Raw genomic sequence first — 26,557 nt, 5'->3', positions numbered from 1 at the left:
TCTTAATAATTAACATATTGAAACTTCTGTTTTTTAACCTTGGTAATATCCATGTCTGAATCTAATTCGCCTACGCAAAAAACTAAACGTATGGTGCCGCTTCGTTACGTATTAACACCGATAGCTATTATCTTTTTGGCGATATTCGTATTGATCATTGCCGGTGCTTTGGCGCCAAAACCTGCGAAAAAGCCGGTTACAGTAAGAGCACCATTAGTGGATGTCGTATCACTTTCTCCAACTGACGTGCAATTTTCGATAAGCAGTCAGGGTTCGGTAATGCCACGCACGGCGACGAATTTAGTGTCAGAAGTATCAGGTATGGTGATGTCCGTATCGGAGAAGTACGTTGTTGGTGGCTTTTTTAAAAAAGGTGAAGAGCTTTTACAAATTGACGACATTACCTACCAGGTTGCAGTACTTCAAGCGCAATCGCGACTTGGTGCAATGGAGTCAGAATTAGTAACTGCGAAAGCTCGAGCAAAGCAAGCGGAAGATGAGTGGTTGTTAACAGGGAAGCCGTTAAGTGAAGCGCCTATTCTGGCGCTGAAAATTCCTCAATTGCAAAAAGCAGAAGCAGATCTTATTGCAGCACAAGCAGACTTGAAAGAAGCTCAAACTAAGTTAGCGCGTACCAGCATTGTTGCACCTTACGATGCAATGTTAAAAGCTAAAAATGTTGATGTTGGTCAGTATGTCACTATAGGTACATCACTCGCTGAAACTTTTGCGGTTGATTATGCCGAAGTCAGGTTACCGATAAAGCAACGTGATGTCGCTTTTTTAAATTTACCTAAGATTAATCAAACAATTGAAAAGTTATCAAACGTTGAATTGTTTTATCAATTAGAAGGTCAGAAATTTACTTGGTCATCAAAAATTTCACGTTATGAAGGTGTAGTCGATACGGCTAGCAGAGTTCATTATATCGTGGCGCAATTAGTAGACCCATATAACGTGGTTGAAGACGATGGAAATCAAAATGAAATTCGTATTGGTACCTTTGTTAATGCCAACATCGGCGGTAAAGAAATTAGTGGAATTACCGCTATTCCAAGAGGTGCTGTACATGGCGCAAATACGCTTTATTTGATCGATGAAGAATATAAGCTGCATATCACAGATGTCGACGTTCTTCGTTCAGATATCGACTATGTATACACGCAACAAGCGATTGATAACGATAAGCGTTTAATTTTAACTAATCTAGAAACACCTGTTGCAGGTATGACACTGCGAGTTAATGGTGAAGTTGAAATCGAGCAAGAAACTGATGAAATTGTAAATCAGGACGAAGATGCTACGGCAGGTGAAGATTCATGAGCCAAGAAAAAGAAGACTTAACTGGCATTATTGCTTGGTTTACTCGCAATAGCGTCGCAGCAAACCTGTTAATGATTTTTATTCTTGTAGCAGGTTTCTTTTCATTTCAGGGACTCAATAAAAAAATGTTCCCTGAATTCAATCCCAATAGTATTCAAATTATCATTCCTCATTTAGGTGCAGCACCGGAAGAAGTTGAGCAATCTGTCATCCTTAAAGTAGAAGAAGCAATTGAAAACATTGAGGGCATAAAGCGATTAACTTCTACAGCCAATGAAGGCATGGGAAGGGTGATCATTGAGTTGCAGTCTGGCTATTCAATGTCAGAAAAGCTTGATGAAGTGCAAATGCAAATTGACACGATAACGACTTTCCCAGAACAAGCAGAAAAGCCAATAGTCACTAAACAAGAATTCAAAGGCCAGGTCATGTGGTTGTCGGTCAGTGGACCAATGGAGCGTCGCGCTCGCCAAGTAATGGCACAAGACATTCGCGATGAAATTATGACCTTACAAAGTGTGAATAATGCGGAAGTGGTAGGAAGTCGAGACTACGAAATTAGTATAGAGATATCTGAAGAAAAGTTACAAAAATTTGGCTTAACATTCGACGAAGTCACGCAAGCAGTGCGCCGTTCATCGATTGATTTGCCAGGCGGTACAATTAAAACTAACGGTGGTGATATTGCGCTAAGGGTAGAAGGCCAAGCTTATACCGGTAAAGAGTATAGTGACTTAGTATTAAGAACTGCTCAAGATGGTACACGCCTTGTGCTTTCAGACATCGCTAATATAGTTGACGGCTTTGTTGAACGTGAAGATTTTGCACGTTTTAATGGAGAAAACACATCGAGCATCATGGTGCAATCAACAGGTGACCAAAATGACTTAGCCATCGCTGATGAAGTACACCAGTACGTAGAAGCAAAAAACAAATCTTTACCACAAGGTGCAAAACTTACTGCGTGGGGCGATTCTTCTTATTATCTCAAAGAACGCCTCGATATGATGATCACCAATATGTTAATGGGGGCAGGGTTAGTCTTTTTAGTACTGACTTTGTTCTTGAGAATACGTGTGGCATTTTGGGTAATGGTCGGTATTCCGATCAGCTTCTTCGGTGCATTTATTTTAATGCCAGTAATGGGGGAATGGTCGGTCTCAATTAATATGTTGAGCCTGTTTGCTTTTATTATGGTGTTGGGGATTGTTGTTGATGATGCAATCGTTATAGGTGAAAGTGCTTATACCGAAATGCAGCAATATGGTCACTCTACCGACAATATTATTCGTGGCACGATGAAAGTTGCTATGCCAGCGACTTTTGGCGTTTTGACCACAATGGCTGCATTTGCACCTTTACTGTTTATAGATGCAACCTTTGCCGCATTTTTTAGGGCTATCGCGTTAGTCGTTGTTTTCTGTTTAATATTCTCACTGATTGAATCGAAGTGGATATTGCCAGCTCATTTGGCTCATATGAAATATGTGCCATTAACAGAAGATAACGCTAACTTTATTGAGCGTTTTCAAATGCGCTTTAAAGATGGTTTAGATAACTTTATTCAGAACGTATATCGCCCATTTTTACATAAAGCGTTAGTGGCGCGTTATAACACGATGGCGACATTTATCGCGGTATTAACGATCTCGGTAAGTTTAATCGTAGCCTCATTGGTTAAAGTTGAGGTGTTTCCGAATGTGCCCGGTGACTTTATTCAAGGTAATTTGACGTTAATTGATGGCAGCGCTGTAAGTGAACGTAATAAGGCGATTGAAAAAGTCATGCAAGCGGCCCACGAAATGGCTGATGAAAATCTGACTGATGGAAAAACGTTTATTAAGCACTCGATGATATTTACCAATGGTAATACTCAAGCAACTTTCTTATTAGAGCTAGTAAAACCAGAACATCGCCAGCTTGATGCCTATGCAATAGAAAAGTTATGGCGAGATAAAATAGGTGAAATCCCTGGCACAAAAGAGCTACGTTTCTTTGCTGGCACGAATGTTGGTGGTGGTGCAGCGTTAGAGTTTCAACTAACAGGTAAAAATGATGTAGAGCTAGAGTCGGCTGCTGAACAGATTATGACAAAACTTGGTGAGTATGATGGTGTTTATGACATACGTAATTCATTTAGCCGAGGCTCACAGGAAATCAAATTAAGTATTAAACCTGAAGCAGAAGTACTTGGATTAACATTGACAGACTTAGCGAGACAAGTACGCCAAGCGTTCTACGGAGAAGAAGCACAACGTATTCAACGTGGTCGAGACGAGCTAAAGGTGATGGTGCGTTACCCTAAAGAAGATCGTTTATCGGTGACTGATCTTGAAGATATGTGGATTCGAACTCAGTCGGGTGAGCAAGTACCATTTTACCAAGTAGCAGATGTTAGTATTGGCCATGGCTTCTCTGCCATCACTCGCGTTAACCAGAAACGTTCAATAACCGTCTCGGCTGATATTGATAGTGAAAAAGTTGAATCGCGCCGTGTACTAAATGAAATGAATGAGCAATATATCCCGGACATACTGGCCGATTTTCCGTCAGTAAGTTATGGCGTTGAAGGCGCGAGTAAAGAACAGGCGGACTTCTTGAGACAGCTTGGTATGGCTGGCTTAGGAGCCTTATTTTTGATTTACGGTTTAATAGCTATTCCAACGAAATCATACGCGCAGCCATTGGTGATTATGTCGGTAATTCCATTTGGTATTATTGGCGCGATAGTGGGGCATTTTATTATGGGGAAAACCATTAATATGATGTCTATCTATGGTTTTATTGCATTAACCGGTGTTGTCGTTAATGACAGTTTGATATTAGTTGACTTTATCAACCGTGCTAAAGGGACTGGTAAGAAAATGATAGATATCGTAAAAGATGCAGGTTGTCAGCGCTTTAGAGCGATATTGTTAACTTCGTTAACCACCTTTTTTGGTATTTTTCCGCTTTACTTTGAAGGTAGTTTGCAAGCTCAATTTATTATTCCGATGGCAATTTCTTTAGGGTTTGGTATCGTTTTCGCGACAGTTATCACTTTGTTCTTAATACCCGCTCTGTATTTGATTAAAGAAGATATACACCGCCTATTTCAAGGCAAAAAAGCTGATGGGCAGTCGCCTGTTGAGCAAAACTAATTTTGTTGAGTAAGATGAAATGTTGCATAAAAAAATAAAGTTGATTGTAATTTCACTTTCAATTCTTTGGATTAATAATAGCTTGGCTTATAAAGAGCAGGATATTGCCAGTGCAAAGAGCGAACAACATTATGTTGCAAATCTCGTTGCAAAAGGTGTTGAAGTTCCTTGGGCAATGGTTCAGTTACCAAACGGCGATATCTTAGTTACTGAGCGCAAAGGTGAACTGAGAGTGATAAGTCAAGGTAAGCTTGTCGCTAAGAAAGTCTCTGGGCTTCCAAATATCCATGCCAATGGTCAAGGTGGCTTATTGGATTTAGTGCTACACCCAGAGTATATGAACAATGGATGGTTATATTTTACTTTTTCAAGCGTTGAAGGCAAAGGTGATGGTAGTAATACAGCATTAATGCGAGCTAAGTTTGACCGTGAAAATATGACATTAACACATCAAGAAATGTTGTATAAGGGCAGTGATAATACGACTTCTACACGCCACTATGGCAGTCGAATTGCGTTTGATAATCAAGGTTATGTGTACTTTTCTATTGGCGATAGAGCTGAGCGCGATAGCAAACCCCAAGATCTAACATTAGACGGCGGAAAAATTTACCGTTTGCATGATGATGGTGCTATACCTTCTGACAACCCTTTTGTTGGTCAAGACGGTGTAAAGACTGCTACTTATTCATACGGGCACAGAAACCCGCAAGGAATGGCAAAGCACCCTGAAACGGGTGCTATTTGGTCACATGAACATGGTCCACGTGGTGGTGATGAAGTTAACATTGTCGCTAAAGGGAAGAACTATGGTTGGCCAGTAATTAGCTACGGTATTAATTACAGTGGCACTTCCTTTACGGACTTAACGGCAAAACCTGGAATGGAACAGCCTATTCATTATTGGGACCCGTCTATTGCGCCATCGGGCATGGTATTTGTGACTAGTGATAAATACCCTCATTGGCAAGGTAAGTTACTTGTTGGTTCGTTAAAATTTCATTATTTAGTCTTGCTTGATGTAGCCGACAATAAAATTGTTGACCAGCATAAAATTTTTGAAGGCATAGGTCGCTTAAGAAGTATCATGCAGGGTAACGATGGTTACTTGTATGTCGGCATCGACGGTGGCGGCATTAAACGAATAGAGCCAAAAAAATAAAAAGACGATTAAATTGAACAATTTTTCTAAGCTTTTCGCATTTATAGCGTTTATGTCAATGTCATTGAGTGTTAATGCCAATAACATTGACATTGAAGACCCTCATATTTGTAAAAATACCTTAGCTAATTTTCCTCAGCCGATTGTCCAGCCTCTGTCTTCCGTGGATGCGTTGATAAATGCGGTCAGGTTACACTGCTTAGATCAACATAAGTCATCAGTCGAAACATTATCGCCGGTATTGACTCAGCCGGGTGGATTATCAACGGCGCAGTTAACCTATGCCTATATTTTGCATAGCATTAATTTGAATAATCTGGCAGATGATCAAAGTTGTGAAGCAGCAAAGTTATCAATGGCACACGCTGCAAATGCGGACAGCGTAAAATTAGCGATAAGGGCTGAGCTGAATTATTTTTCTTTTTGCGATGTATATGACGAAAACACACCTCATGCACTAAAACGTTTGTATGAATTAAGTAAAGTAGCTATCGATATTGATAGCCTTTATTTACAGATGACCATTCACAATCAAATTTCTTATGTTTACTACATGTTGGATCAGAATCAATTATCTGCTGAAGAAGGCGAAAAAGCGCTGGCATTAAGCAAGGCGATGCAATCTGATGACTATTTTATTATTTTGTTTAATTTGATTGATGCATACTTAGATGCAGGTGAAGTTGAACTTGCTGAGCAAAAAATTAGCCTCTTTGGGAAAGATCTTTCTGATAAAAGTACAAAATGGGAACGTTATCTTTACCACTATGCGCAATCTTATTTGGCTTTTCTAAGAAAAGACTACCAGCAAGTATTAGACATAGACCAAGCTCATTTTCAACAAGGTAGTTCAGACTCGGCTTCTTTCGTAGAAAAGCTAGCAGTGTTTAAAGGTATTTCATGTGCGGAACTAAAGAATATGAGCTGTGTACAAGCGACAATTGAGCAGTACTTTTCTCAGCCAGATTGGCAGCAAATAAACCGGTTAACGCTGTTAGAGTTATACATAAAATGGTTTAGTCATCAGCAAGACTTGCCAAATTTATCTCAAGCCCAGCAGCGGTATTTTGATGTGACCTATCAAAAACTAATTAAACAGCAACAAGCTGCTAAAGTGCTTGGTGTCGCGAAGTTGAATAATGAAATCATACGGTTAAACTCCGAAGAAACGTTAAAGCAGCTTGCCTATCAAAATGAGATTAACCGAGTTTATTTAATTGCGCTGTTGTTTGCTGGCGGATTATTGCTGGTATTTATTATGGCTTACGTATTACTTAAACGCAGAGTAAAGCAACAAGTTATTACCGTAAAAAAAAGTAATAAAGCCTAAAGAATATCGTCTAAGTCTTCTAGTAAGTCTTGATAGTCATAATCATCACAATCAAGAACAGTCAAAACCGTATCTTGAATATAGCTCCAGTCAGAAGCTGGCGTAAAATGTTTATGTTGGTGGACAATGTTTTCCGCCATTTTCAATATCGCAAAACAGGTTTGCTCTTCAGAGCCGTCTAATTTATCCAAATATTTACGTTCGTGATGTCTTAAAATCAACTGACACATGTCAGTAGGTAGTCGCCAAGAAGAAGCTACGTAATAACCTATAGTGGCATGACTCACTTTATACGCTCTTTCTTCAAATGAGGTTAGAGAAGCGCTAGGGTTTTTTTCTGCATGTTCAAGGATGGATTGATAATTTCCATATTTCATTGCCATGACAGGAATACCGCAATCGTGAAATAACCCGAGGGTGAATAATTTGTCCTTTGCAACTCGACGTTTTAATTTTTCACCAATAAACACCGCGGTATTTGCAATATTAGTGGCATTGTCCCAGAACTCTTCTAAGGCGATGCTACAAGTATTTTGATCAAAACTCTTACGGATCAAATTGCTAGTGATTAGGGAAACTATGCCAGTTAAGCCTATATACTTTACCGACTTGGGAATGTCAGTAATTGTGCGTGCTAAACCATACATAGGGCTGTTAATGGTTTTAAGTATCTTAGCGCTAATACCGACATCTCGCGAAATTAAACTGGCGATTTCGTCTAGGTCAGGATCGTCATTTTTAATAATTTCTTGTAATTGCAACAATAGCGTAGGCTGTGCAGGCACTGAGAAGCCTCGCCCAATATCTGCCAATACTTTTTCGTCAACTTCTAACATTACGAGAAATTAGCCTTTAATTGATTAAAAACACTTTAATGATTAATAGTAAAACCCTAAGCGTAAAAAATCATGTAAAAATTTTGTATTTTGTATACTTTAATGCTGTTGCTTGTGATTTATATTTTATAGAATTCAGCTTAAACACGTAATAATGAGAATATATATGAAGCGCTGTGCGATTTTATCTATGGATAGTCTTGAAGAGTTTGAAGCTTATGACGACTTATTAGAGCAACCTCTTGCCGACTTAGGGTGGCAAATGTCGTTTGTTTCTTGGCGCGACAAGAATGTTAACTGGGATGACTTTAATGCGGTCATAATACGTTCACCTTGGGACTACCAAGATGATGCAGAAGCATTTTTATCAGTGCTTGAAGATATCGAGAGCTCTAGTGCACATCTTGAAAATTCACTAGATATTGTCAAATGGAATATCGACAAAGAATACTTAAAAGAGCTAGCAGATAAAGCAGTGAATATAGTGCCAACGCTGTGGCGAGAATCATTCAATGTCGATGAACTTTCAGGATTTTTTGAGCACTTTTCACAACAGCAAATTGTCCTGAAACCTCGTATTAGTGCAAATGCTGACAACACCTTTTGGTTAACTAAAGACAATGTTAAAGGGATGACGGCCCAACTAGCTAAAGCCTTTGAATCACGAAACTTTATGGTTCAGCCTTTTATGCAAAGTGTTATTGATGAAGGAGAGTTTTCGTTATTTTATTTTGACGGTCGATATAGCCACGCCATTTTAAAAACGCCTAAACAAGATGACTTTCGAGTTCAAGAAGAGCACGGCGGCCGCTTAAAAACCGTTGAACCAGAGCCTGAATTGATACGTCAGGCAGAAATAGCACTTAGAGCAATTGATAGCATGCCTCTCTACGCTAGAGTAGACTTTGTTCGACACGGTAGTAGCTTTGCATTAATGGAAGCGGAACTGATAGAACCGTCACTTTATTTTAATATGGATGCGGCGTCTCCAAAACGTTTTGCACAAGCTTTTGCAGCGAAAATGCAGAAACTTGCAATATAAATAACGGAAATAGCGGCAATAATTAAATAGCTATCAATTGAAATTTTCTTAAAATTTCGTTAGTTTTAAAAGAAAAACAATAATAAAGGACTACCATGAAGTGCCGTTTTTCTTCATTTATTGCGCTAGCATTTTTAGCTGGGTGCGGCAGTACGAGCTCTAACACTGCCCCTAAAGCGACAACAAATATTGCCTCGTTAAATTTCTATCCTGATTGCGAATTTACCATCGTTGATACGATTAAAGTACACAGTGGTATAGTGAATAAGGATCTTTCACCAGCAGATAAAAAAAATTTCCAGTTTAGTGAACAGTATAATCAAACGGTTGGTAGCCCTAAGTTAACTTACGGTAAGTTACAACAACGCGCAAAAAGAAATGATGTAGATGCTGTGGCAATCATCGATTATTTCGTTGATAAGGGAACTATTCGGTTAACAAAAGGCAAAAACGTCTACGGTGAGAAACACACCATGCGTGCTGAGCTGATAAAGTTTTATAATTGTCCTGCAAATAAAGTAAATGATCCTCGAGGTAAATTGGTTAAATTTAATCGACAAGGTGAAAGAAACTTCAGGGATACCAGCAATGTTGTTGCTGAATTTGACCAACTTCATATCATTGAAAATGAACAAACTGACCAAGTGTTAACTAACAATATAGTGGTTAATGAACAAGTATTGGGTTTTGGCTTTGAAACGACTAAGAATCAGTTAGCCAGTGTACTGGGCGCACCTTCAGCTATGATAAAAACTAAGCAAGGAAACTTAGTTTTTCTTTACGGTCGCAAATATTTATTTATGTTTAAAGGTGATGAACTTATCGGTTTTGAACATGCGAGAAAAATACTACCAACCCATTTAAGTAACCGTGTATCTTTTAATGAAGAATTCGAAGAACTAGCACCGCAAATGAACCAGCAAGTAAGCTTAGGGGATAACGCGAATAAAGTGCTTACAGCGCTTTCGTTAAATGCTGATCAATTTAAAAAACACCTTGTTAGTATTAAAGGTAATGAATTAACGACTTACTTGCGATTTGGTAAGTCGCATCGCTACGCTAAGCAACTGAAAGATTTTGAACTGGCTGGCATTGCTATGTACCGTAAAGGCGTCAAACCGTTTAATTGGCAAGCTATTGCCCAAACTAAGAAAAAAGTTAGCTATATCGATATGGAACGTAGCTTTTTAGGCAAGGGTAATGCGATAGACAGAGCTACGGTAGCGGCTGCGCTTGGAACGCCTGATTTAAAAATATTGAAATCGGATATCAAGGAAGTGTGGGCATATGGCAATGAATTGATTTTTGACTTTTATCGTGGCCATTTGAGCAAATATCGATTTGAAAGTGTTAGTAAAAATAAGGCTCAGTCTTGTGTAAAATGTATTTACTTAGGACAAGCTAAAATTGACTTACCAAGTAAGTACATTACACGACGTTCTGAAAGTCAGTATACTTTGGAAAATAAACAGTTTTCGTATTTAGTCGAGTTTTCCAACGAACAAAAAGTTGATGATATCGAAGTGTTTATAAAGCAATAGCAGGCTTTTAATAAAATAGAAATGCCAGGCAGTTTTAAAAAGCTGGCTGGCATTTTTTACGAATAAAAATAGGGGCAATATACGTTTCTTTTAGGTCACTTGAAAATATTTACTTTTACATCATTGCTTAAACGAACCTGCCATTTTCATAATCTTTGAAAGCTTGCAAGACTTCTTGCTGAGTATTCATTACAAACGGACCGCCTTTGGCTACCGGTTCGTTTAGTGGTTGCGCAGACAGCAGCAATATTCGGCTTTCTTTTACGGCGTTTAAACTAACGGCATCACCCTGGGTTAATACGCCAAGTTGTTTAGCCACTAATGTCCGTTTCTTCATTCCAATGCTGATCTCACCATCGATGACGTAAATAAAGCTATTGTCCAACGCGGAAAGCGATTGTGTAAACTCAGTACCTTGGGGCAAAGAAATATCCATATAAGTTGGCTTAACGAAATTGTTCTGCACAGCACCTTTGGTACCGTTATCCGTCACACCAGCAACAACACGATTGAGCTGCCCTTGAGCGCCTTGTTCGGTCGCGATCTTAGTTGCAGGAAAGTCCTGATAGGCAGGTGCCGACATTTTGTGACTGGCAGGTAGGTTTATCCATAGCTGGAAACCTTGCATTAGGCCTGACTCTTGCTCTGGCATCTCTGAATGGATGATGCCTTTACCAGCAGTCATCCATTGAACGCCATTTTTTTCTATAACACCCTCATTGCCTGCACTATCTTTATGGCGCATTTTACCGGCTAGCATATAAGTCACAGTTTCAAAGCCTCGATGCGGGTGAGGGGGGAAACCTGCAATATAATCTTGTGCTTGGTCCGACTCAAAGCTATCTAACATTAAAAAAGGATCTAATATATTTATATCAGGTGTACCAATTAACCTAGTTAGCTTAACTCCGGCGCCATCAGAAGCTGGCATACCGTTGGTTATCTGTCTTAACTCTTTTATACGTGCCATAACGGTTTCCTAACTTGCTTTAGTATTTTGAGCGTAGTTGTCAATTGAGTAGCTACCAGCACCGTGAACAAATAGTGCGATAAAGCCACCTGCAATTGCTATATTTTTCATAAAGCTGATCATTTCTGCCTGATTGGCGAAATCAGCGTGGAATAAGATAGCTGACAATATGCTGAAGCCTGCAAGCGCAAAAGCCGCCAATTTAGTTCGGTAGCCAAGCATAATTGCGAGCCCACCAAAAAGCTCTGTAATGATGACCAGTGGTAATAAGAAACCCGGTACACCCATCATATCCATATAACCTTGTGTTCCTTCATACTGTGCGATTTTATTTACCCCTGACATTACAAAAATTAATGCTAAGAAAATGCGTGCTAAAGGTGCTGAGAATTCAGTTAATTTATTCATTGTTTCTCTCCAAAACTTACGTGTTTAATTTAATGTACTCAGTTTAATTGACTGATGATTAGGAAAAAATGGGGTGAAAGTTGAAATACTATTTCCATATGACGCGTAATTGGAAGGGTGAGTAAAATGCAAAAAAACAGTGATAAATCGGCTGGTATCAGGGATAAGTGGTATTTTTAATAAAAAATATGTAAGTTAGCTTGTTATTAACTATTTAATTTGTAAGGGAATATAATGAATAAAAGTCTTACTGTACTATTGATATTGACCTTACAGGCTTGTGTAAGTACCGAGCAACAAGCTGAAATCGACAACCACACAAACATAGTCGTATTGAAATATTACCCAGAATGCGAATATAAAATATTAGGCACGGTGACCGGTCGTAGTGGCGCTTCTGAAGCAGATCATAATTATAACGAAAATATGCTCTTTAAGCGTACAACGTCATTTCGAAATGCTAAGGGAACGCCGGAGTTGGCAGTTAAGCAAGCAAAAGAGCGTGCAGCAAAGCTAGGTGCAGACGCCGTTGCTATTATTGATTATCGTGCTACCCAACAACGATTAAAACTCGGTAAAGGACGAGCGGTCAACGCAGAAAAGCACACGATGAGGGTACAAGCCATCAAATTGTGTGATGATGCCACCGTAAAAATAAATGCAAAAAATGACAAGCCAGTAAAATATAACGAACATGGCCAACGCAATCACGGCAAAGTGTTTACTTCAACTGTGTCGTTTAATATGCATAAGGTTGATAAGAAAAAAGACGCGCAAAGCAAAGGGCTAATAAGCGAAAATATTGATATTAATGGTGATGTGCTAGGCATGCCGCTAGGTATTAGTAAAAAGGCTTTAATAAATCAGCTAGGAGTTCCATCTGCAATAATAACGGTTAAAACACATCAACAAGCTTTGCTCTATGGCCGTAAACACTTGTTTTTTGTTAATCAAGATATAGTAGTAGGCTACGAGCATACTTCTTGGTTTTTACCTCCGCATATTAGCAATCGAGTTAGTTATCATGATGACTTTGATGAAGCAGATATTACTATTGCTAACGAGTTAGCGATGGAAAACTCTCTTCAGCAAGTCGTTGAAAAATTAAAATTAATTGCGCCTAAGCTACGTGGTAATGCCATTACTATACAAAATCAGTCTCACATTACCCTTTTAACCTTTATTAGAAAAAGGGACTTATACGATAATGTAAACAACTATCAACTAAATGGTATCTCTGTTTATCAACGTGGCTTTCAACCTTTTAATTGGCATAAATTACTGGCAGAACAGCCAATAGTTCCTTATTTAGATTTAAATAAAAGTTTGTTGGACAATAAATCCGTAATTGATAAGTCAGATGTCATCGCTAAATTAGGCATGCCGACTGCCACGATCAAAAAATCAGCACTTAAAGATACATGGGTATACGGAGAAGAGCTCATCATCGATTTTCTGAGAGACGGATTAGTCAAGTTTACATTGGAAACGACTAACTCAAAATATACTCGTCAGAATTGTACTCAATGCCTTTATTTAGGGCAGCTAAAACGTGAAATTCCGGTGCAGTATGTTACTACGCACGGCCAACGGAAAATGACATTAGAAAGTAATGGCTTTTCCTATTTAGTGGCATTTTCGGAAGGTAAATCGCCAAAAATTGATGATATTAAAGTATTTCTGACACCATAAAAAAGCCCACAGTAAATGTGGGCAAGGGTAGGGTCGCATCTAAAACAAAAGTCACAAAAGATGCTGTCAAAGTAAGGTGCTCTACCGTCATTGAGCGCCTTTTTCCATCGAGAGAAGATGAAACTGTTTAATTTAGTGTCCTTAAATGAGGGTAGCTCAACCAAAAGGCAATGATTATGAGGGCACACACTGCATCGCCAATTGGTTGAGCTGGCTTGGAAACTAAACTTGAATTTTAAGTTAATCCTTATCGTTAAAATGCCACGTTAATACTTGCAGCAAAGCTACGACCTGATGCAGCTAAGTGTTCAAATGAATCATCTGCTGCATGACCAGCAGCATTTGAATAACGTACGTATTCTTTATCCGTTAGGTTAGTGATAGATAAGTTAACGCGAACATCATTGGTAATATCATAGTTAATCAGCCAATCTAACGAACCATAACCGGCAACTTCTGCATTACCTTCGTTTACTTTATCCATGCGATCTGCCCAGTTCAAAATTAACTCTGTTGAAAAATTCTCGCCGTCGAAGCTAACACCAGCAATTCCTGATAATGGTGAAATACTCGTGATGTAATCACCTGTTTCGTCATTTTCGCCGTCTTGATACGTTGCGTTAGCAAATACAGACCATTGGTTGTTGATGTAGTACGTTAGTGCTAGTTCTGCGCCATCGATTGTTACCGACTCAAGGTTTTGATATTGGAATTTATCGTGTTGATACAAAAAGCTACCTTGATCATCGAATACTTGGTCACTAGCGATTAGTTCTGTTGATAAAAAGTTTTCATATTCGTTGTGATAGATAGCTGCACTGACAACAAAGTCACCTATATGACCACGTAAACCAATTTCGTAAGTATCACTTTCTTCTGGATCTAAATCTTCACTCGGTACAATTTCATAAATGTAGGTAGACGTCGCTTGGTTATAATGCTCAATGTAAGCTAAATCGTACGCAGGCACCTTAAAGCCTTGGCCATATTGCGCGAAAATATTAAGCATGTCGTTGACTTGGTAAAGTGCGCCGATGTTAAACGACGTATGGTTTTCGTCGAATTTTTTGAATTCAGTACCATCAGTTTTTAGTGCACCATTAGGATCCATTTCGTAAGTATCAAATCGTACGCCTGGAGTAACGGTTAACTGGCCGTTCATTAAGCTAATTTCATCGTTGACGAATACGCCAGTACGGAAAGTTTCTGTCTTAGGAAATTTGTCGGTTTCTTGCGGATAACCAGGCTTAGGTGTGCCTTCAACTTCGTATAACTTAAACTCGTTACGTTTAGATTCAGTTTTTTCAATGTCTAAACCGTATCCTAGTGTATGGGTCTCGTTAATTTTTAATGTCGCATTTGATAAAAAGCCGACCGTTTCTTGTTTATAGCTGGAGTTTTTAAACATGTCACGCATTTCAACAACACCAAACATTGGCGCGTTAATGTTTAATAATGCATATTCTTTATCGATCTGTTCACTAGTATTTGAGTAAACATTGACGTTTAACTGATCATAAAAGCGAGTATTTTCGCCGTGATAGCTCAATTTAAATGAATCAGTTGTTTGCTCAGTGTTTGAGTTTTCGGTATCAACCATGTAGCCGAATGCTTCTAAGCCACGGAAGTAGGCTAGTAAGCCATCTGCGCTGTCACCTTTAGCTTCCTGCTCCCAAATATCAACCGTTAGTGTCAAATTATCGGTGTCAGAAAGGTTGTATTTTGCTTTGTACAAAATTGAATATGAATCGACATCGAATGGGTCTTCACTCTCTACATAGTTTTGCTGCTCTTCACCGTCACGCACAGTTGCATTTAGTAAATGCTCAAAATCACCAGTAATGGTTGCTAAGGTACCGCCAACACTATATTTATTATCAACATCGCTATAACCAAATTTAAGGTTACCTGCTAATGTCTCATCATCAGAAAGGTAATCAGAAGCGTCTTTAGTTGTAAAAACAATTATGCCGCCTAAAGCATCTGAGCCGTAAAGTGAGGACGCTGCTCCTTTAGCTACTTCCACTTGTTTTAACGTATCTGTATCAATGAAGCCACGACCAACAATATCGTTTAAGCCATTGGCACCGTATCCTTCGTTCATACGCATGCCGTCTTTAATCATTAATACTCGATCGCCGCCCATGCCGCGAACCGTAATGTTTTGTGCCTTACCTGTTTGACCAGTTACTTGTACGCTTGGGTCATATTTGAATAACTGATTCATGTCGCTAACGACTTGTTTTTCGATATCTTCCTGACTGATAACTGAAATACTTCCTGCCACATCTTTTAATGCTTTCTCAGTGCGAGAGCCACTAACTACAATTACTTCTAAATCATCAGCACTAGCGCCTACGGTTGAATCATCTAATTCATCTGCAATCGCCAGCGGAGCAACTAGCATTGAAGATAATGCAGCAGCTACAGCACTCGCTAGCATCTTCGGCTTAAACATAACTTCTATTTTCCTATTTTTAAAAAACGATACCTAAAGGCATTAATCTGCGCACCAGGGGGATGGTTTGCTAAGTGATGGGCTAAAACACTTATGATTAAACAACTGCCTTTTCGGTATCTCTCGGGCTTCAATCGTCAGGTTTCGATTAACTTATTACTAAATTAACGTCCTGACATTTTCTAATCGCTTTTTAGAATACACACTATTTTTAGAATGTAAATACAAATGAGAATAATTATTATTTGAATTCAAGTGTGGGATCGGATAAAGTTCTGGTCGCTTGGAAATAAACCTCCAGTTTTCGAAGTATTAGAGGTAGTAAAAAATGAATATTCAAACAATTGAATCGTTAATGGCAAATGTTTCTGAGTTACTGATGACTCCAGTAATTCTAACGATTGTCGTTTTGTTAATTTATGCGTTATACGCGTTGGGTCGTTTTATTTCACAGTGGTTAGTGCGTAAAAAAAATGCAATTGGCTACTTAAGGCAGGTAGAGAAAAAACACGGTGAATGGTTAGCTGGTTATCCAATTCACAATTATTTCATCAAGAATCCAAATGCAAGTGAAGATGAGTTGGAAGTTTTTGCATTAAAACAGCTTGAAAACTTGCGAATTGTTACCCGTATCTCGCCAATGTTAGGCCTTATTGCCACTATGATCCCAATGGGACCGGCATTACAGGCACTTGCTGATGGAAATATTCAAGGTATTAGTGAGAACTTAATTATTGCTTTTGCTGCTGTAATTTGGGGACTGGTAATCGCATCACTTACATTCTGGCCTGCATCAGTGAAAAAACGTTGGTGTGCAAACGAACTGATCAATATTCGTAAAATTAGAGGAGAAGCGTAGTGCGTTTCCTTGATGAAGACGAAGAGTTAAACCCAATTGTTAGTGCGGTTAACTTGGTTGATGTTTTTTTGGTAATTATTGCAGCCTTGCTTATTGCATTAGCGCAGAACCCGCTTAATGTTTTTTCCTCTGACAATGTAACAGTTGTTAAAAATGCTGGTAAACCGAATATGGAAGTGATCGTTAAAGAAGGTAAAGAAATTAAACAATATAAATCAACGGGTGATATCGGCTCAGGTGAAGGAATGCGCGCAGGTGTTGCTTATAAGATGGCTGATGGCAGTTTTGTCTATGTTCCTGAAGGTGAAAAGCAAGCTGTTAATGGTGGAAATACAAATGAATAAAACATCAAAAAGCATCAAGCAATCTAGATATCTATTAATTGCTTTTCAGCTGATGGCTGTAGCAATAAGCTTTTTATTTTACACTTCTGCATTTGCTGCCTCAAAGCCAAAAGTATTATTGGTAATGTCGTCACATGCTGCAAAACCTAAAGGTGATTTGCTACTAGAGATGGCAAAAGATCAGCCGTTTGATTTGGTTAATTATTCCACAAAAGGTAAGTCAGAAGACGAAATTAAAGCTGACTGGCAGAGTGCCGATTTAGTGCTGCTAGATGGTATTAATCCCGCCTTATCAAAATTCATGTTCGCGAAGTATCAAAGTCACTTAAGCTTGTTTCCTCAAGTGCCGGTAGTGTCATTAGGGGATTTAGCTAACAAAAAGATGAACCAAGGGTTAAGTGACGAGCAGCGAACGACCATAGGCAGTTATTACAAAAATGCAGGTCGCAGTAACTATCGTAACTTAATGATTTATTTATCGAATAATGTTTTTACATTAAGTCAAACAATTGCCAAGGCACCAGTAGTAGTACCCAATGTTGGCTTGTATCACTATGCACTGGCTGATACCGAAGGTTTTGATAGTCAAGTTACAAGTAACGAAGAAGCATTTTTTACTTTTCTTGAACAAAACAACTCGTCAGACAAATTTACAGAAATTAGCAAACAACCTGTTATTGCTATTGGGTTCCATCGCAGTGCAGTTGATTATGAACAACAACAAATTGTTGATGAACTAATTAAAGGTTTAGAAGCAAAAGGTGCGAAAGCACTTGGTTTCTTTTTTGAAGGTGAAGATGAAGCGCTTAACTACACTGACTTGTTGATGACTAGCGACCCAACAACAGGTCAGGAGCGCGCCCGCGTTGATTTACTGATCAATTATCGCTCTCTACACTACGTTGAAAAACGTCGTGATGAATTTGAAAAACTTGGTGTTCCAGTGATTCATGCACTTAACTACACTGAGGGAACTCAAGCGGAATTTGAAGCAGATAATGCGGGTATCTCTCCCTCTCTTACACCATTTTTCTTAGTCATGCCAGAAGATACCGGTAGTACAGATCCTTCGATCATTGCTGCTAACGAAAATGGTACAAAAGTGGTTATTGATTATCAAATGAACGCCTTAGTTGAGCGAGCATTCAACCATGCGAATTTAAAACATATTGCCAACAGTGACAAAAAGATAGCGACGTTTATCTGGAATTACCCTCCTGGGGAAAAAAATATTGGTGCAGCATTTTTAGATGTCCCTAGTTCAATAGAGCAAATTGCTAAAGCCATGAAAGCTAATGGCTACAGTGTTGATGTCAAAGAAGCTAAATATTTAATTGAAGCTGCGGGCAAACTGCTTCGCCCGTATTATCGTGGCGAAGATGCACAAGCGTTAATTGCGCAAGATTTGGCTGAATACATGCCACTAGAAACCTATACTGCTTGGTTTAATGCATTACCTGAAAGTGTAACTACTCCTATTATTGAGCGTTGGGGTAAGCCTGAAGAAAGTGGCATGCTGCGAGAGACTACTATTAATGGTCAATTGTCAAAAGCCTTTGTCATTCCACGCATGAATTTAGGTAATATGATTGTTTTACCGCAAGGTGTGCGAGGTGAAAATGCAAAAGAGCATTCTTCGCTTTATCACTCAACGAAAACTGCGATAAATCACAGCTATTTGGCCATTTATTTATTTGCCCGTGAAACTTTCGGTACCGATGCGTATATCCATTTAGGTACTCATGGCTCTCAAGAGTGGTTAACCGGTAAAGAACGTGGCTTGTCTGTTTACGATGCGCCAAGTTTAGCTATTGGTAATAAGCCGGTATTTTATCCATACATTATCGATAATGTAGGTGAAGCAATGCAGGCTAAACGTCGAGGTCGTGCGACTATGGTAAGCCATTTAACCCCTGGTTTTGCTAAAGCAGGGCTTTATACAGAAGTGGCAGAGCTTAGTGAAAAAATCGCCAACTACATGATGTTGGAAGAAGGTCAAACAAAAGCTAATACCCAAGCAGAAATCATTAACATGGCTGAACAGCTTAATATGCTAAATGATTTGTCTCTTGATAAAGCAACATTTGAACAAAGCTTCGACAACCATTTAGCCAAAGTGCAAGATCACTTAAATGCCTTAGCACAAATGAGCCAGCCGCTTGGTGTACATACCTTTGGTAAGTTACCCAAAGAAGCCCATTTGTATTCTACTATGCTGCAAATGTTAGGTGATGATTTCACTTCTCGTGCAGCACAGTTTGAGCAAAAGCATGGACTAGCACTTCCTGAATCCAAACACTTTGATGAAAGAAATGTCCGAAATCTTGAAGCACTTGATGGCTACCAGCTGCTTAACGCTTATATCCAGCAACCTGATAACGTGGCTGAACTTGATGATCAGTTAGCAGCTGATTTAACGTTAGCCCAAGATTATTGGGATAATTTCCAAGGCATTGCTGAAATTACTAACTTGTTATCAGCGCTGGAAGCGAACTATATTCCAGTAAGTTATGGTGGTGATCCCATTCGTAACCCAGATGCAGCGCCTACTGGTCGCAACCTAATTGGATTTAACCCAGCAAAAGTTCCGTCAAAAGAAGCCTACGATGCTGGTGTGACTTTGATGAACCAAACCATTGACGCCTATGTAGAAAAACACGGTAAGTTTCCTGAAAAGTTAGCCTTCTCACTTTGGTCGCTAGAAACGATGCGTCACCAAGGTGCATTAGAAGCACAAATTCTACATGCGCTTGGCTTGAAGCCTAAATGGAACCGTCAAGGTAATGTCGTTGATACTGAAGTTATCCCTATGAGTGAGCTAAAGCGTCCGCGTATTGATGTCGTCATTTCCGCCACAGGTTTGTATCGCGATGCGTTTCCTAACGTCATGTTATGGCTAGCTAAAGCAATTGATAAAATTGCAAAAATGAAAGAAGAAAATAACTTTGTTTATCGCCATGCCAATGCGCTTCGCACAGAATTGTTGGCGCAAGGTAAAACCGAAGAAGATGCTAATTACTTATCATCAATTCGAATTTTCTCTAATGAAACGGGTAACTATGGTACTGGTTTAGCTGGTAGTGCACTAGCGTCAGACACTTGGGAAACCGATGACAAACTGGCTGATTTATACTTAGACCGTATGGGCTATGCCTTTGGCCATGATGAAAAACGCTGGTCAGAGAATGTAGGCGATGTATTTGGTGATGGAGAGGGGCTGTACAATAAAGTTCTTTCTGGCACTGATGGAGTAATTTTTTCGCGCTCTACTAATTTGTATGCGTTGATGACCAATGATGATCCATTCCAATACTTTGGTGGTATTGGCTTAGCAGTGCGCCACCTAGACGGTAAAACCCCTGAAATGTATGTATCTAATTTGCGTAAGAAAGACCAAATTAAAACACAAACCTTAGATGAGTTTGTAAACCAAGAAATGCGTAGTCGTTATTTCCACCCTCGCTGGATTAAAGCGATGCAGGACTCAGGTTATGCTGGTGCAACAGCTATATTAGATCGCATGAATAACATGTGGGGCTGGGAGGTAATGACACCTGAGGCAATACGTGACGACCAATGGCAAGAGTTCTTCGAAGTCTATGTCGAAGATAAATACCAAATGGATATGCGTGAATTTTTCGAACAAGCTAACCCAGAAAGTTTGGCACAAATTCTAGAGCGAATGATAGAAGCCGTACGCAAAGGTTATTGGCAAGCAGACGAAGAAACGCTGAAAAAAATGGTAGAAACATATACTGAAATTGCCACTGAATTCGATGTTGCGACAGACAATGAAAAATTCAACGAGTATATGGATGCAACTGCCACTGGTTTTGGACTAGCACCACTTTCTCAAGCGCTGACACAAGCGCTTGCACAGCCACAACAAGCAGCTCAGGTAAGCCAGCAAGTCAGTGGTCAAAAATTGGAAGAACAAGCTAAATCAGAGCCAATAGAAACAGACTACACACCACTTTGGTGGCTATTAGCCATCTTCCTGGCTGGCGGCGTGCATCAATGGTTTGAGCGTAGACCTGTTTATGCAACTCAGGTACTAGACAAGGCGTTAATACTAAAAAAAGTGGCATAAAATTAGCCGATTATAAATGAGAAGGCACTTGGTTATTTATGTGCCTTTATGATATGACTCACCAGTAAACTTTTTAATTACGATGCTTTAAAACTCTCTAACTTTTTATTTTTATGTAACCAAAGAGTTAATGAAGTGTTAATAAATTTTACATTTGATAAAGGCTTTACATTGAGGGTTCTTTTAACTCTTTGTTTTATTGGGTTATTTTTATTTGGCTGAATAATTGCTTAACCAATTGAAAATAACAATAAGGGTTAGAAATGAAAATATTTATGAGAAAGTTACTATTAGTAATTTCGCTAATGACGTGTACTTTGTCAGCAAGCGCTGGCTTATTCAATGTTACAGTCAATAATCAAGGTGGGTTGACTGCAACTCAAGCGAGTTCTTTTGAACTAGCGTCGCTATTTTGGAATTATCATTTGGTGGGTATTCAGGAAGACGCTAACTTAAATTTAGTTATTGATGCTTCAGGTCCCGTCATAGACGGTGTTGGTGGTATACTAGGTCAAGCCGGACCAAGAAGTGTTGGCTCAGCAGACGGTAACTTCTTGTACGCGACATATGGTGTAATGGAGTTTGATTCGGCTGATTTAGCTAATTTAGAAACTGAAGGTTCTTTATTCGATGTTATTTTGCATGAGATGGCTCATGTAATTGGTTTTGGAAGCCTTTGGAACCCTGAAATTTATGGCATACCAGGTTTCCAAAATGTGTATGAACAAAACACCGGTCGTTATACTGGACAGTATGCTTTAGACATGTTTCGAGAAGAGTTTGACCCAACAGCAGAGTTTGTACCAGTCGAATTGGATGGCGGTCCTGGGACTGCAAATGGACATTGGGATGAAAGTTGGTTAGGTGGCACATTTGATTCGGATTTAATGACCGGTTATCTAGATTTTCCGACAACGTTAAGTAACACTACGTTAGCGTCTTTTGCCGATATTGGTTATATCGTGCGATTAAATGATGGACGTATCTTAGGTTTGACTGAAGTTCCTGTTCCTGCAACATTACTCTTATTTGTTACAGGTATTGTTTTACTTGGGCGAAGAAGAAAGTAGCGATCCGCGCCGATGTATTAATACATTAAAATAAAAAGGGCTCCTAAGAGCCCCTTTTTAAACCAATTTAATTTACCCTTCCATTTGCTCTAACTCTTTACCTTTGGTTTCATAAACAAACTTAATAACGAAGCCAATAGAGATAAACGCACATATCGTATAGAAACCATAGGCGGCTGCTAAACCAACACTTGCTAGCATGATAGGGAAGGTCATGGTAATAGCAAAATTAGAGAGCCACTGTGCAAGACCAGCAATCGCTAATCCTGAACCTCGAATTTGGTTCGGGAACATCTCGCCAAGCATTACCCACATTACCGGGCCCCATGACATATTGAAAAAGAATACATAAACATTGGCTGAGATTAGCGCAAATGTCCCCATATCACCCAACATTAAATTGCCGTTAACGTCGGTGCCAGCATTTGCAAATGCTAATACTAAGCCAAGTAGGGAAATCGCCATACCAATTGAACCAAGTAATAGAAATGGCTTACGACCGACTTTATCAATCAGGTACATAGTGATCACACAAGCTGCAATGCTAACGCCACCACTGATAATGTTAATCAACAACGCATCAGCTTCTGAAAAGCCCACAGCTTGCCAAAGCACAGCGCCATAATAAAACACTACATTGATGCCCACTAATTGTTGGAAAGTTGCTAAACCAATGCCAATCCAAACAATTGGTCGAACTTTACCTGTAACTTTGCTAATAAGGTCAGCCAGCCTAGGTTGATGATGATCGCTATCAAGAGAAGCTTCAATTTCTGTATATTTTGTTACTGAAATAGTATCGCCATATAGTTTGCCTAACACGATAGTCGCTTGCTCCTTACGTTGAGTGATGACTAAGTACCGCGGGCTTTCAGGAATGAAAAATAATAAGATTAAAAACAGTGAAGCAGGAATGAGTTCCATCCAAAACATCCAACGCCATGCTTCAAATCCCAACCAAAATTCAGCGGTAGATACACCTGCGGTTTCAGCTAAAGAATAGTTACTAACAAAGGCAGCGAATAATCCTGAAATAATCGCAATTTGTTGAATGGTAGCTAAGCTGCCACGAAGTCTTGCGGGTGCAATCTCACTAATGTAAGCAGGTGCAAGAACAGAAGCTGCGCCGACAGCAATACCACCAAGAATTCGATAAAACACAAACTCCATAGAGCTTGATGAAATGCCAGAACCCCAAGCACTAATGATAAAAAAAATTGCAGTGATTATTAGTAAGGTTTTACGGCCATATTTGTCGGCTAAGCGACCGGCGAAAAAAGCACCGAATGCACAGCCAAGCAGCATACTAGCAACATTGAAACCAGTGCCAATATCGTTAGAATTAAATGCGGTTGATAAACCATCTACCGTGCCATTTATTACGCCACTATCGAAACCAAATAAAAAGCCTCCAATTGTAGCAATACAGCTAATAAGTATTATAAACAGCATGTTTTCTTGTTGTTGTGAAGTATCCAAACTCCCCCCTTACCCTTTCTTTGTTTTTATTATTAATTTTATACACTGATCAACAGTAAAAAATTATCGTTTAGGCTGCAACCGCTGATATTAGCGTATTTATTGAATACGTATGTGGAAAGTGAATATTACTGTAAAGGTTAAGAAATTTTCCTACTAATATTGGCAATCAACTCAATTTATACTAATTAAATGAGTAGGCTATCGAAACTCTTGCGAATAGATGTTTGAAATATTCTTGACTTTAAGATCGTTGAACGTGAATCTAATAGCCCAAATAACTAAGTGATTTGATATCAATTGAATTAACTTAATAAATCTTTGGTCGAAGTAACCAGTAACAATGAATAGGGTTAATTTATGGAGTTGCGTTCATTTGTACTTTGTAATGCCAGTGGTGATGAAGTTTGTATCTCTAATTATGGAGCTCGATTATTACAATGGCATACACAAGTAGGTAATGAAGACCGAAATATCATTCTCGGTTATTCTTCGTTAAGTGAGTATTTAGACGATCCCTTTTATCATGGCGCCATTGCCGGGCCATTTGCGAATCGCATAGGCGGTGCTAGTTTTAGCATCGACAACAATGAGTTTAAATTACAAGCCAATGAAGGAAAAAATCATCTTCATGGCGGGGATAAATCTATAAGTGATCAATTCTGGGAAATTGTCGCACAAGAAGAACAGGTAATAACGCTAAAATGTGAGTTAGAAGATGGTTTTAATGGTTATCCAGGTGCCATGAATTTTTGGGTAACTTATCACTTAAATAATGACAGTTCATTAGACATTGATATTAAAGTAACCACAGAACAAGCTACCGTGGTTGGCCCAACGACGCATCCGTACTTTAACCTTGCCGGAATAGAAAGTGAGGCTAGTGGCCATATATTGCAGATATTTGCTGAAAACTACACTGAAATAGACTCCGCTAGCATACCTACAGGCGAAATCGTTCCTGTTGACGGCACTCCACTTGATTTTCGTCAACCGAGGCGATTAGACCCTAAGCAATCTAAAGATAATTTGGATCATAATTTCGTGGTCAGTCGGTCAGCGGAAGAGTCACAAGCCATTTTAATTAGTCCAGATAAAAAACTGCAATTGCATGTTTCAAGTGGTTATCCTGGACTGCAAGTATATACAGGCAAGCATTTGTCTGGAAAGTTTGAAAGTAGTAGTGGTATATGTTTAGAGCCCCAGTTTTATCCAAACAGCCCAAATGTCGATAATTTTCCATTCTATTTAACGACGCCGGAAGAGCCTTTTAGTATGAGGATCAGCTATAAGTTAGTGAAAATGGTCCAGCAAGAAGAGACAGAATAAAATTAGAGTATTACTTGGTTAATCGCTAGCAATACTCACCTTATCTTTACCTGAACCTTTAGCGCGGTATAAAGCATTATCAGCACTGGTAAACCAAGATTCTTGGCTATCATCATAACCTAACTCAGCAATACCTATGCTACAGGTAATAGGATCAGCACAGGCATGTTCTGCTGTTGCTAACGCCTCTCTAAATCGATTCGCTAGATGCAACGCATCATGTAAGTTAGTTTCAGGACAAATAATTACAAATTCTTCACCACCCCATCGAGCAGTAAAGTCAGTTTCTCTGGCACATAGTTCTAATGTTCTGGCTAAGGTAACAAGTACGTCGTCACCAATTTGATGACCATAAGAATCATTGAACTGCTTAAAGTCATCAATATCAATCAACAACAAGCAACATTCTGTTTTATAGCGTTTTTTAGAGTTTATACATTCAGCAACTTTGCCAGATAAATAACTGCGATTATGAAGTTGAGTCAGGTGATCTTTTACGGCAAGTTCTTCTAGCTGCTTATTCTTTTTCTCTAATGCTCTATGCAGGCGCTCGAGTGCACTGTTTTTTCTAGCAAGTGCTTTGCGTTGTTTGAGGCTGTAATAATGTCTTGAAGCCAGTATCACCAGTAGTAATGAGCCAATCGCCGCTATTTCCCATGCTAAGCTGTAATTGGTTTGTGTTATCACCTTTACAGGCTCAAGCATGATGAATGCTTTGTGATGATCTTCATGACTTAATTTTTCGATACTAGCATTGAGTCTTGGAATTAAATCTTTATGGGCATGTCTGACGCCAAACCTAAGCTGATCTTTTACTTCAGCAATACCAACAATACGCATGTTGGTTAAATTGTGCTGATGAATTAAGTAATTAGCGGCATAAAAAGAGCTGACAAACAAATCTAACTTTTGATTATTAACACGAGTTAAGCCATCTAACTCTGAGTTAACTTGTACCAAATCTGCTTCAGGGTAATGACCTTTAAGGTAATCAACTAAACGGTAACCTTTTACAACGCCGATACTTTCATCGCTTACTTTAGATAAACCAGCGACCAATTGATGTTGGTAGTGTGCAAAAATAACATTAGGGGCATAAAAGTATGGTTTAGAAAAGCTTATAGTCTTTGCTCTACTCTCAGAATAATTGAGTAATGGTGTGATATCACAGTGACCATTTTCAATTGCGGAAAGCGATTCTTGCCAGCTGTCTGTTTTTAAAAAGGTAAGTTGAAGGTTGGTTAATTCGCTGATTCTTTTTAAATAATACGCTGAAATACCCTTGTGTTGCTCAGCTTCAATGTACTCATAAGGTGCCCAATTAGGGTCAATACAATAAGTAAGCGATTGCGCTTTAGCAATTGCCGAATATGCTAATAAGGTGGTAAATAACATTAACCTTAAAACAAGCAAGTTTTTTGTCTCCCAAGACAGTGCAAGGCTACCAGACAACTTACTTGGTAGTGAATGTTCTTTAATTATTG

General features: G+C 39.1%; 18 protein-coding genes. 12 read left to right on the top strand and 6 right to left on the bottom strand.

Annotation, left to right across the window (positions count from 1 at the left end):
- Positions 1-51 precede the first annotated feature (51 nt).
- Genes HII17_RS00815 through HII17_RS00800 form a run of 4 tightly spaced genes read left to right on the top strand, consistent with a single transcriptional unit; the run spans position 52 to position 6,955 of the window.
- Entirely contained in the window at positions 52-1,323 is a 1,272-nt protein-coding gene (locus HII17_RS00815) for an efflux RND transporter periplasmic adaptor subunit (RefSeq protein ID WP_169073433.1), read from the top strand.
- Positions 1,320-4,463, top strand: a complete 3,144-nt coding sequence (locus HII17_RS00810) for an efflux RND transporter permease subunit (RefSeq protein WP_169073432.1) — start codon at positions 1,320-1,322, stop codon at positions 4,461-4,463. The genes HII17_RS00815 and HII17_RS00810 overlap by 4 nt, the downstream gene beginning before the upstream one ends.
- Before the next feature lie 19 nt (positions 4,464-4,482).
- Positions 4,483-5,625 carry a PQQ-dependent sugar dehydrogenase gene (locus tag HII17_RS00805; RefSeq protein ID WP_169073431.1) on the top strand — a complete coding sequence of 381 codons (1,143 nt, stop codon included), beginning with the start codon at positions 4,483-4,485 and terminating at the stop codon, positions 5,623-5,625.
- 58 nt (positions 5,626-5,683) lie between these two features.
- On the top strand, positions 5,684-6,955 hold the full coding sequence (locus HII17_RS00800; protein WP_211185205.1) for a hypothetical protein: 1,272 nt from the start codon (positions 5,684-5,686) through the stop codon (positions 6,953-6,955).
- Here the strand turns inward: HII17_RS00800 and HII17_RS00795 are convergent.
- On the bottom strand, positions 6,952-7,791 hold the full coding sequence (locus HII17_RS00795) for an HDOD domain-containing protein (RefSeq protein ID WP_169073429.1): 840 nt from the start codon (positions 7,789-7,791) through the stop codon (positions 6,952-6,954). The two genes, HII17_RS00800 and HII17_RS00795, sit on opposite strands and share 4 nt — an antisense overlap.
- Before the next feature lie 166 nt (positions 7,792-7,957).
- Between HII17_RS00795 and HII17_RS00790 the strand changes: the two genes are divergently transcribed.
- Both HII17_RS00790 and HII17_RS00785 read left to right on the top strand, forming a co-directional pair.
- Positions 7,958-8,833 (top strand): ATP-grasp domain-containing protein, encoded by an 876-nt coding sequence (locus HII17_RS00790; RefSeq protein WP_169073428.1) that lies wholly within the window; start codon positions 7,958-7,960, stop codon positions 8,831-8,833.
- Positions 8,834-8,928: 95 nt separating this feature from the next.
- A complete protein-coding gene (locus HII17_RS00785) occupies positions 8,929-10,374 on the top strand; it encodes a hypothetical protein (protein WP_169073427.1) in 1,446 nt (481 codons plus the stop codon).
- 127 nt (positions 10,375-10,501) lie between these two features.
- On the opposite strand, the gene HII17_RS00780 is transcribed toward HII17_RS00785, so the two are convergent.
- Both HII17_RS00780 and HII17_RS00775 read right to left on the bottom strand, forming a co-directional pair.
- Positions 10,502-11,344: a pirin family protein gene (locus tag HII17_RS00780; protein WP_169073426.1), complete on the bottom strand. Its 843-nt coding sequence runs from the start codon at positions 11,342-11,344 to the stop codon at positions 10,502-10,504.
- Positions 11,345-11,353: 9 nt separating this feature from the next.
- A complete protein-coding gene (locus HII17_RS00775; protein WP_169073425.1) occupies positions 11,354-11,752 on the bottom strand; it encodes a DoxX family protein in 399 nt (132 codons plus the stop codon).
- Positions 11,753-11,986: 234 nt separating this feature from the next.
- Here HII17_RS00775 and HII17_RS00770 point away from each other — a divergent pair, with 234 nt between their 5' ends.
- On the top strand, positions 11,987-13,444 hold the full coding sequence (locus HII17_RS00770; RefSeq protein WP_169073424.1) for a hypothetical protein: 1,458 nt from the start codon (positions 11,987-11,989) through the stop codon (positions 13,442-13,444).
- Positions 13,445-13,697: 253 nt separating this feature from the next.
- Here the strand turns inward: HII17_RS00770 and HII17_RS00765 are convergent, their stop codons facing one another.
- Positions 13,698-15,902: a TonB-dependent hemoglobin/transferrin/lactoferrin family receptor gene (locus HII17_RS00765; protein WP_235938604.1), complete on the bottom strand. Its 2,205-nt coding sequence runs from the start codon at positions 15,900-15,902 to the stop codon at positions 13,698-13,700.
- Positions 15,903-16,230: 328 nt separating this feature from the next.
- Between HII17_RS00765 and HII17_RS00760 the strand changes: the two genes are divergently transcribed.
- The 4 genes from HII17_RS00760 to HII17_RS00745 all read left to right on the top strand — a co-directional run bounded on the left by HII17_RS00760 (position 16,231) and on the right by HII17_RS00745 (position 22,265).
- The gene (locus HII17_RS00760) at positions 16,231-16,761 is read left to right on the top strand and encodes a MotA/TolQ/ExbB proton channel family protein (RefSeq protein WP_169073423.1); all 531 of its coding nucleotides are present in this window, start codon (positions 16,231-16,233) and stop codon (positions 16,759-16,761) included.
- A complete protein-coding gene (locus HII17_RS00755) occupies positions 16,761-17,105 on the top strand; it encodes a DUF2149 domain-containing protein (protein WP_169073422.1) in 345 nt (114 codons plus the stop codon). Before HII17_RS00760 ends, HII17_RS00755 begins: the two co-directional genes overlap by 1 nt.
- On the top strand, positions 17,098-21,195 hold the full coding sequence (cobN, locus tag HII17_RS00750) for a cobaltochelatase subunit CobN (protein WP_235938603.1): 4,098 nt from the start codon (positions 17,098-17,100) through the stop codon (positions 21,193-21,195). The genes HII17_RS00755 and cobN overlap by 8 nt, the downstream gene beginning before the upstream one ends.
- Positions 21,196-21,458: 263 nt before the next feature.
- On the top strand, positions 21,459-22,265 hold the full coding sequence (locus HII17_RS00745) for a leishmanolysin-related zinc metalloendopeptidase (protein WP_211185204.1): 807 nt from the start codon (positions 21,459-21,461) through the stop codon (positions 22,263-22,265).
- A gap of 72 nt (positions 22,266-22,337) precedes the next feature.
- Here HII17_RS00745 and HII17_RS00740 read toward each other — a convergent pair whose 3' ends face one another.
- Positions 22,338-23,744: a sugar porter family MFS transporter gene (locus HII17_RS00740; RefSeq protein WP_268969117.1), complete on the bottom strand. Its 1,407-nt coding sequence runs from the start codon at positions 23,742-23,744 to the stop codon at positions 22,338-22,340.
- A 360-nt stretch (positions 23,745-24,104) separates the two neighbouring features.
- On the opposite strand from HII17_RS00740, the gene HII17_RS00735 reads away from it, so the two are divergent.
- On the top strand, positions 24,105-25,073 hold the full coding sequence (locus tag HII17_RS00735) for an aldose epimerase family protein (protein WP_169073421.1): 969 nt from the start codon (positions 24,105-24,107) through the stop codon (positions 25,071-25,073).
- Between the two features lie 18 nt (positions 25,074-25,091).
- On the opposite strand, the gene HII17_RS00730 is transcribed toward HII17_RS00735, so the two are convergent.
- The gene (locus tag HII17_RS00730; protein WP_169073420.1) at positions 25,092-26,486 is read right to left on the bottom strand and encodes a transporter substrate-binding domain-containing diguanylate cyclase; all 1,395 of its coding nucleotides are present in this window, start codon (positions 26,484-26,486) and stop codon (positions 25,092-25,094) included.
- Positions 26,487-26,557: the final 71 nt, after the last annotated feature.

This window comes from Thalassotalea algicola (assembly GCF_012932965.1).
In the GTDB taxonomy this organism is placed as follows: Bacteria; Pseudomonadota; Gammaproteobacteria; order Enterobacterales; family Alteromonadaceae; genus Thalassotalea_F; species Thalassotalea_F algicola.
The sequence above is the reverse complement of the archived record's forward strand: the minus strand, read 5'-3'. Positions and strand labels throughout refer to the sequence as shown.

Coding starts and splice junctions, on each gene's coding strand:
- HII17_RS00815 (WP_169073433.1), top strand. CDS start 52: ATGTCTGAATCTAATTCGCCTACGCAAAAAACTAAACGTATGGTGCCG.
- HII17_RS00810 (WP_169073432.1), top strand. CDS start 1,320: ATGAGCCAAGAAAAAGAAGACTTAACTGGCATTATTGCTTGGTTTACT.
- HII17_RS00805 (WP_169073431.1), top strand. CDS start 4,483: ATGTTGCATAAAAAAATAAAGTTGATTGTAATTTCACTTTCAATTCTT.
- HII17_RS00800 (WP_211185205.1), top strand. CDS start 5,684: ATGTCATTGAGTGTTAATGCCAATAACATTGACATTGAAGACCCTCAT.
- HII17_RS00795 (WP_169073429.1), bottom strand. CDS start 7,791: ATGTTAGAAGTTGACGAAAAAGTATTGGCAGATATTGGGCGAGGCTTC.
- HII17_RS00790 (WP_169073428.1), top strand. CDS start 7,958: ATGAAGCGCTGTGCGATTTTATCTATGGATAGTCTTGAAGAGTTTGAA.
- HII17_RS00785 (WP_169073427.1), top strand. CDS start 8,929: ATGAAGTGCCGTTTTTCTTCATTTATTGCGCTAGCATTTTTAGCTGGG.
- HII17_RS00780 (WP_169073426.1), bottom strand. CDS start 11,344: ATGGCACGTATAAAAGAGTTAAGACAGATAACCAACGGTATGCCAGCT.
- HII17_RS00775 (WP_169073425.1), bottom strand. CDS start 11,752: ATGAATAAATTAACTGAATTCTCAGCACCTTTAGCACGCATTTTCTTA.
- HII17_RS00770 (WP_169073424.1), top strand. CDS start 11,987: ATGAATAAAAGTCTTACTGTACTATTGATATTGACCTTACAGGCTTGT.
- HII17_RS00765 (WP_235938604.1), bottom strand. CDS start 15,902: ATGTTTAAGCCGAAGATGCTAGCGAGTGCTGTAGCTGCTGCATTATCT.
- HII17_RS00760 (WP_169073423.1), top strand. CDS start 16,231: ATGAATATTCAAACAATTGAATCGTTAATGGCAAATGTTTCTGAGTTA.
- cobN (WP_235938603.1), top strand. CDS start 17,098: ATGAATAAAACATCAAAAAGCATCAAGCAATCTAGATATCTATTAATT.
- HII17_RS00745 (WP_211185204.1), top strand. CDS start 21,459: ATGAAAATATTTATGAGAAAGTTACTATTAGTAATTTCGCTAATGACG.
- HII17_RS00735 (WP_169073421.1), top strand. CDS start 24,105: ATGGAGTTGCGTTCATTTGTACTTTGTAATGCCAGTGGTGATGAAGTT.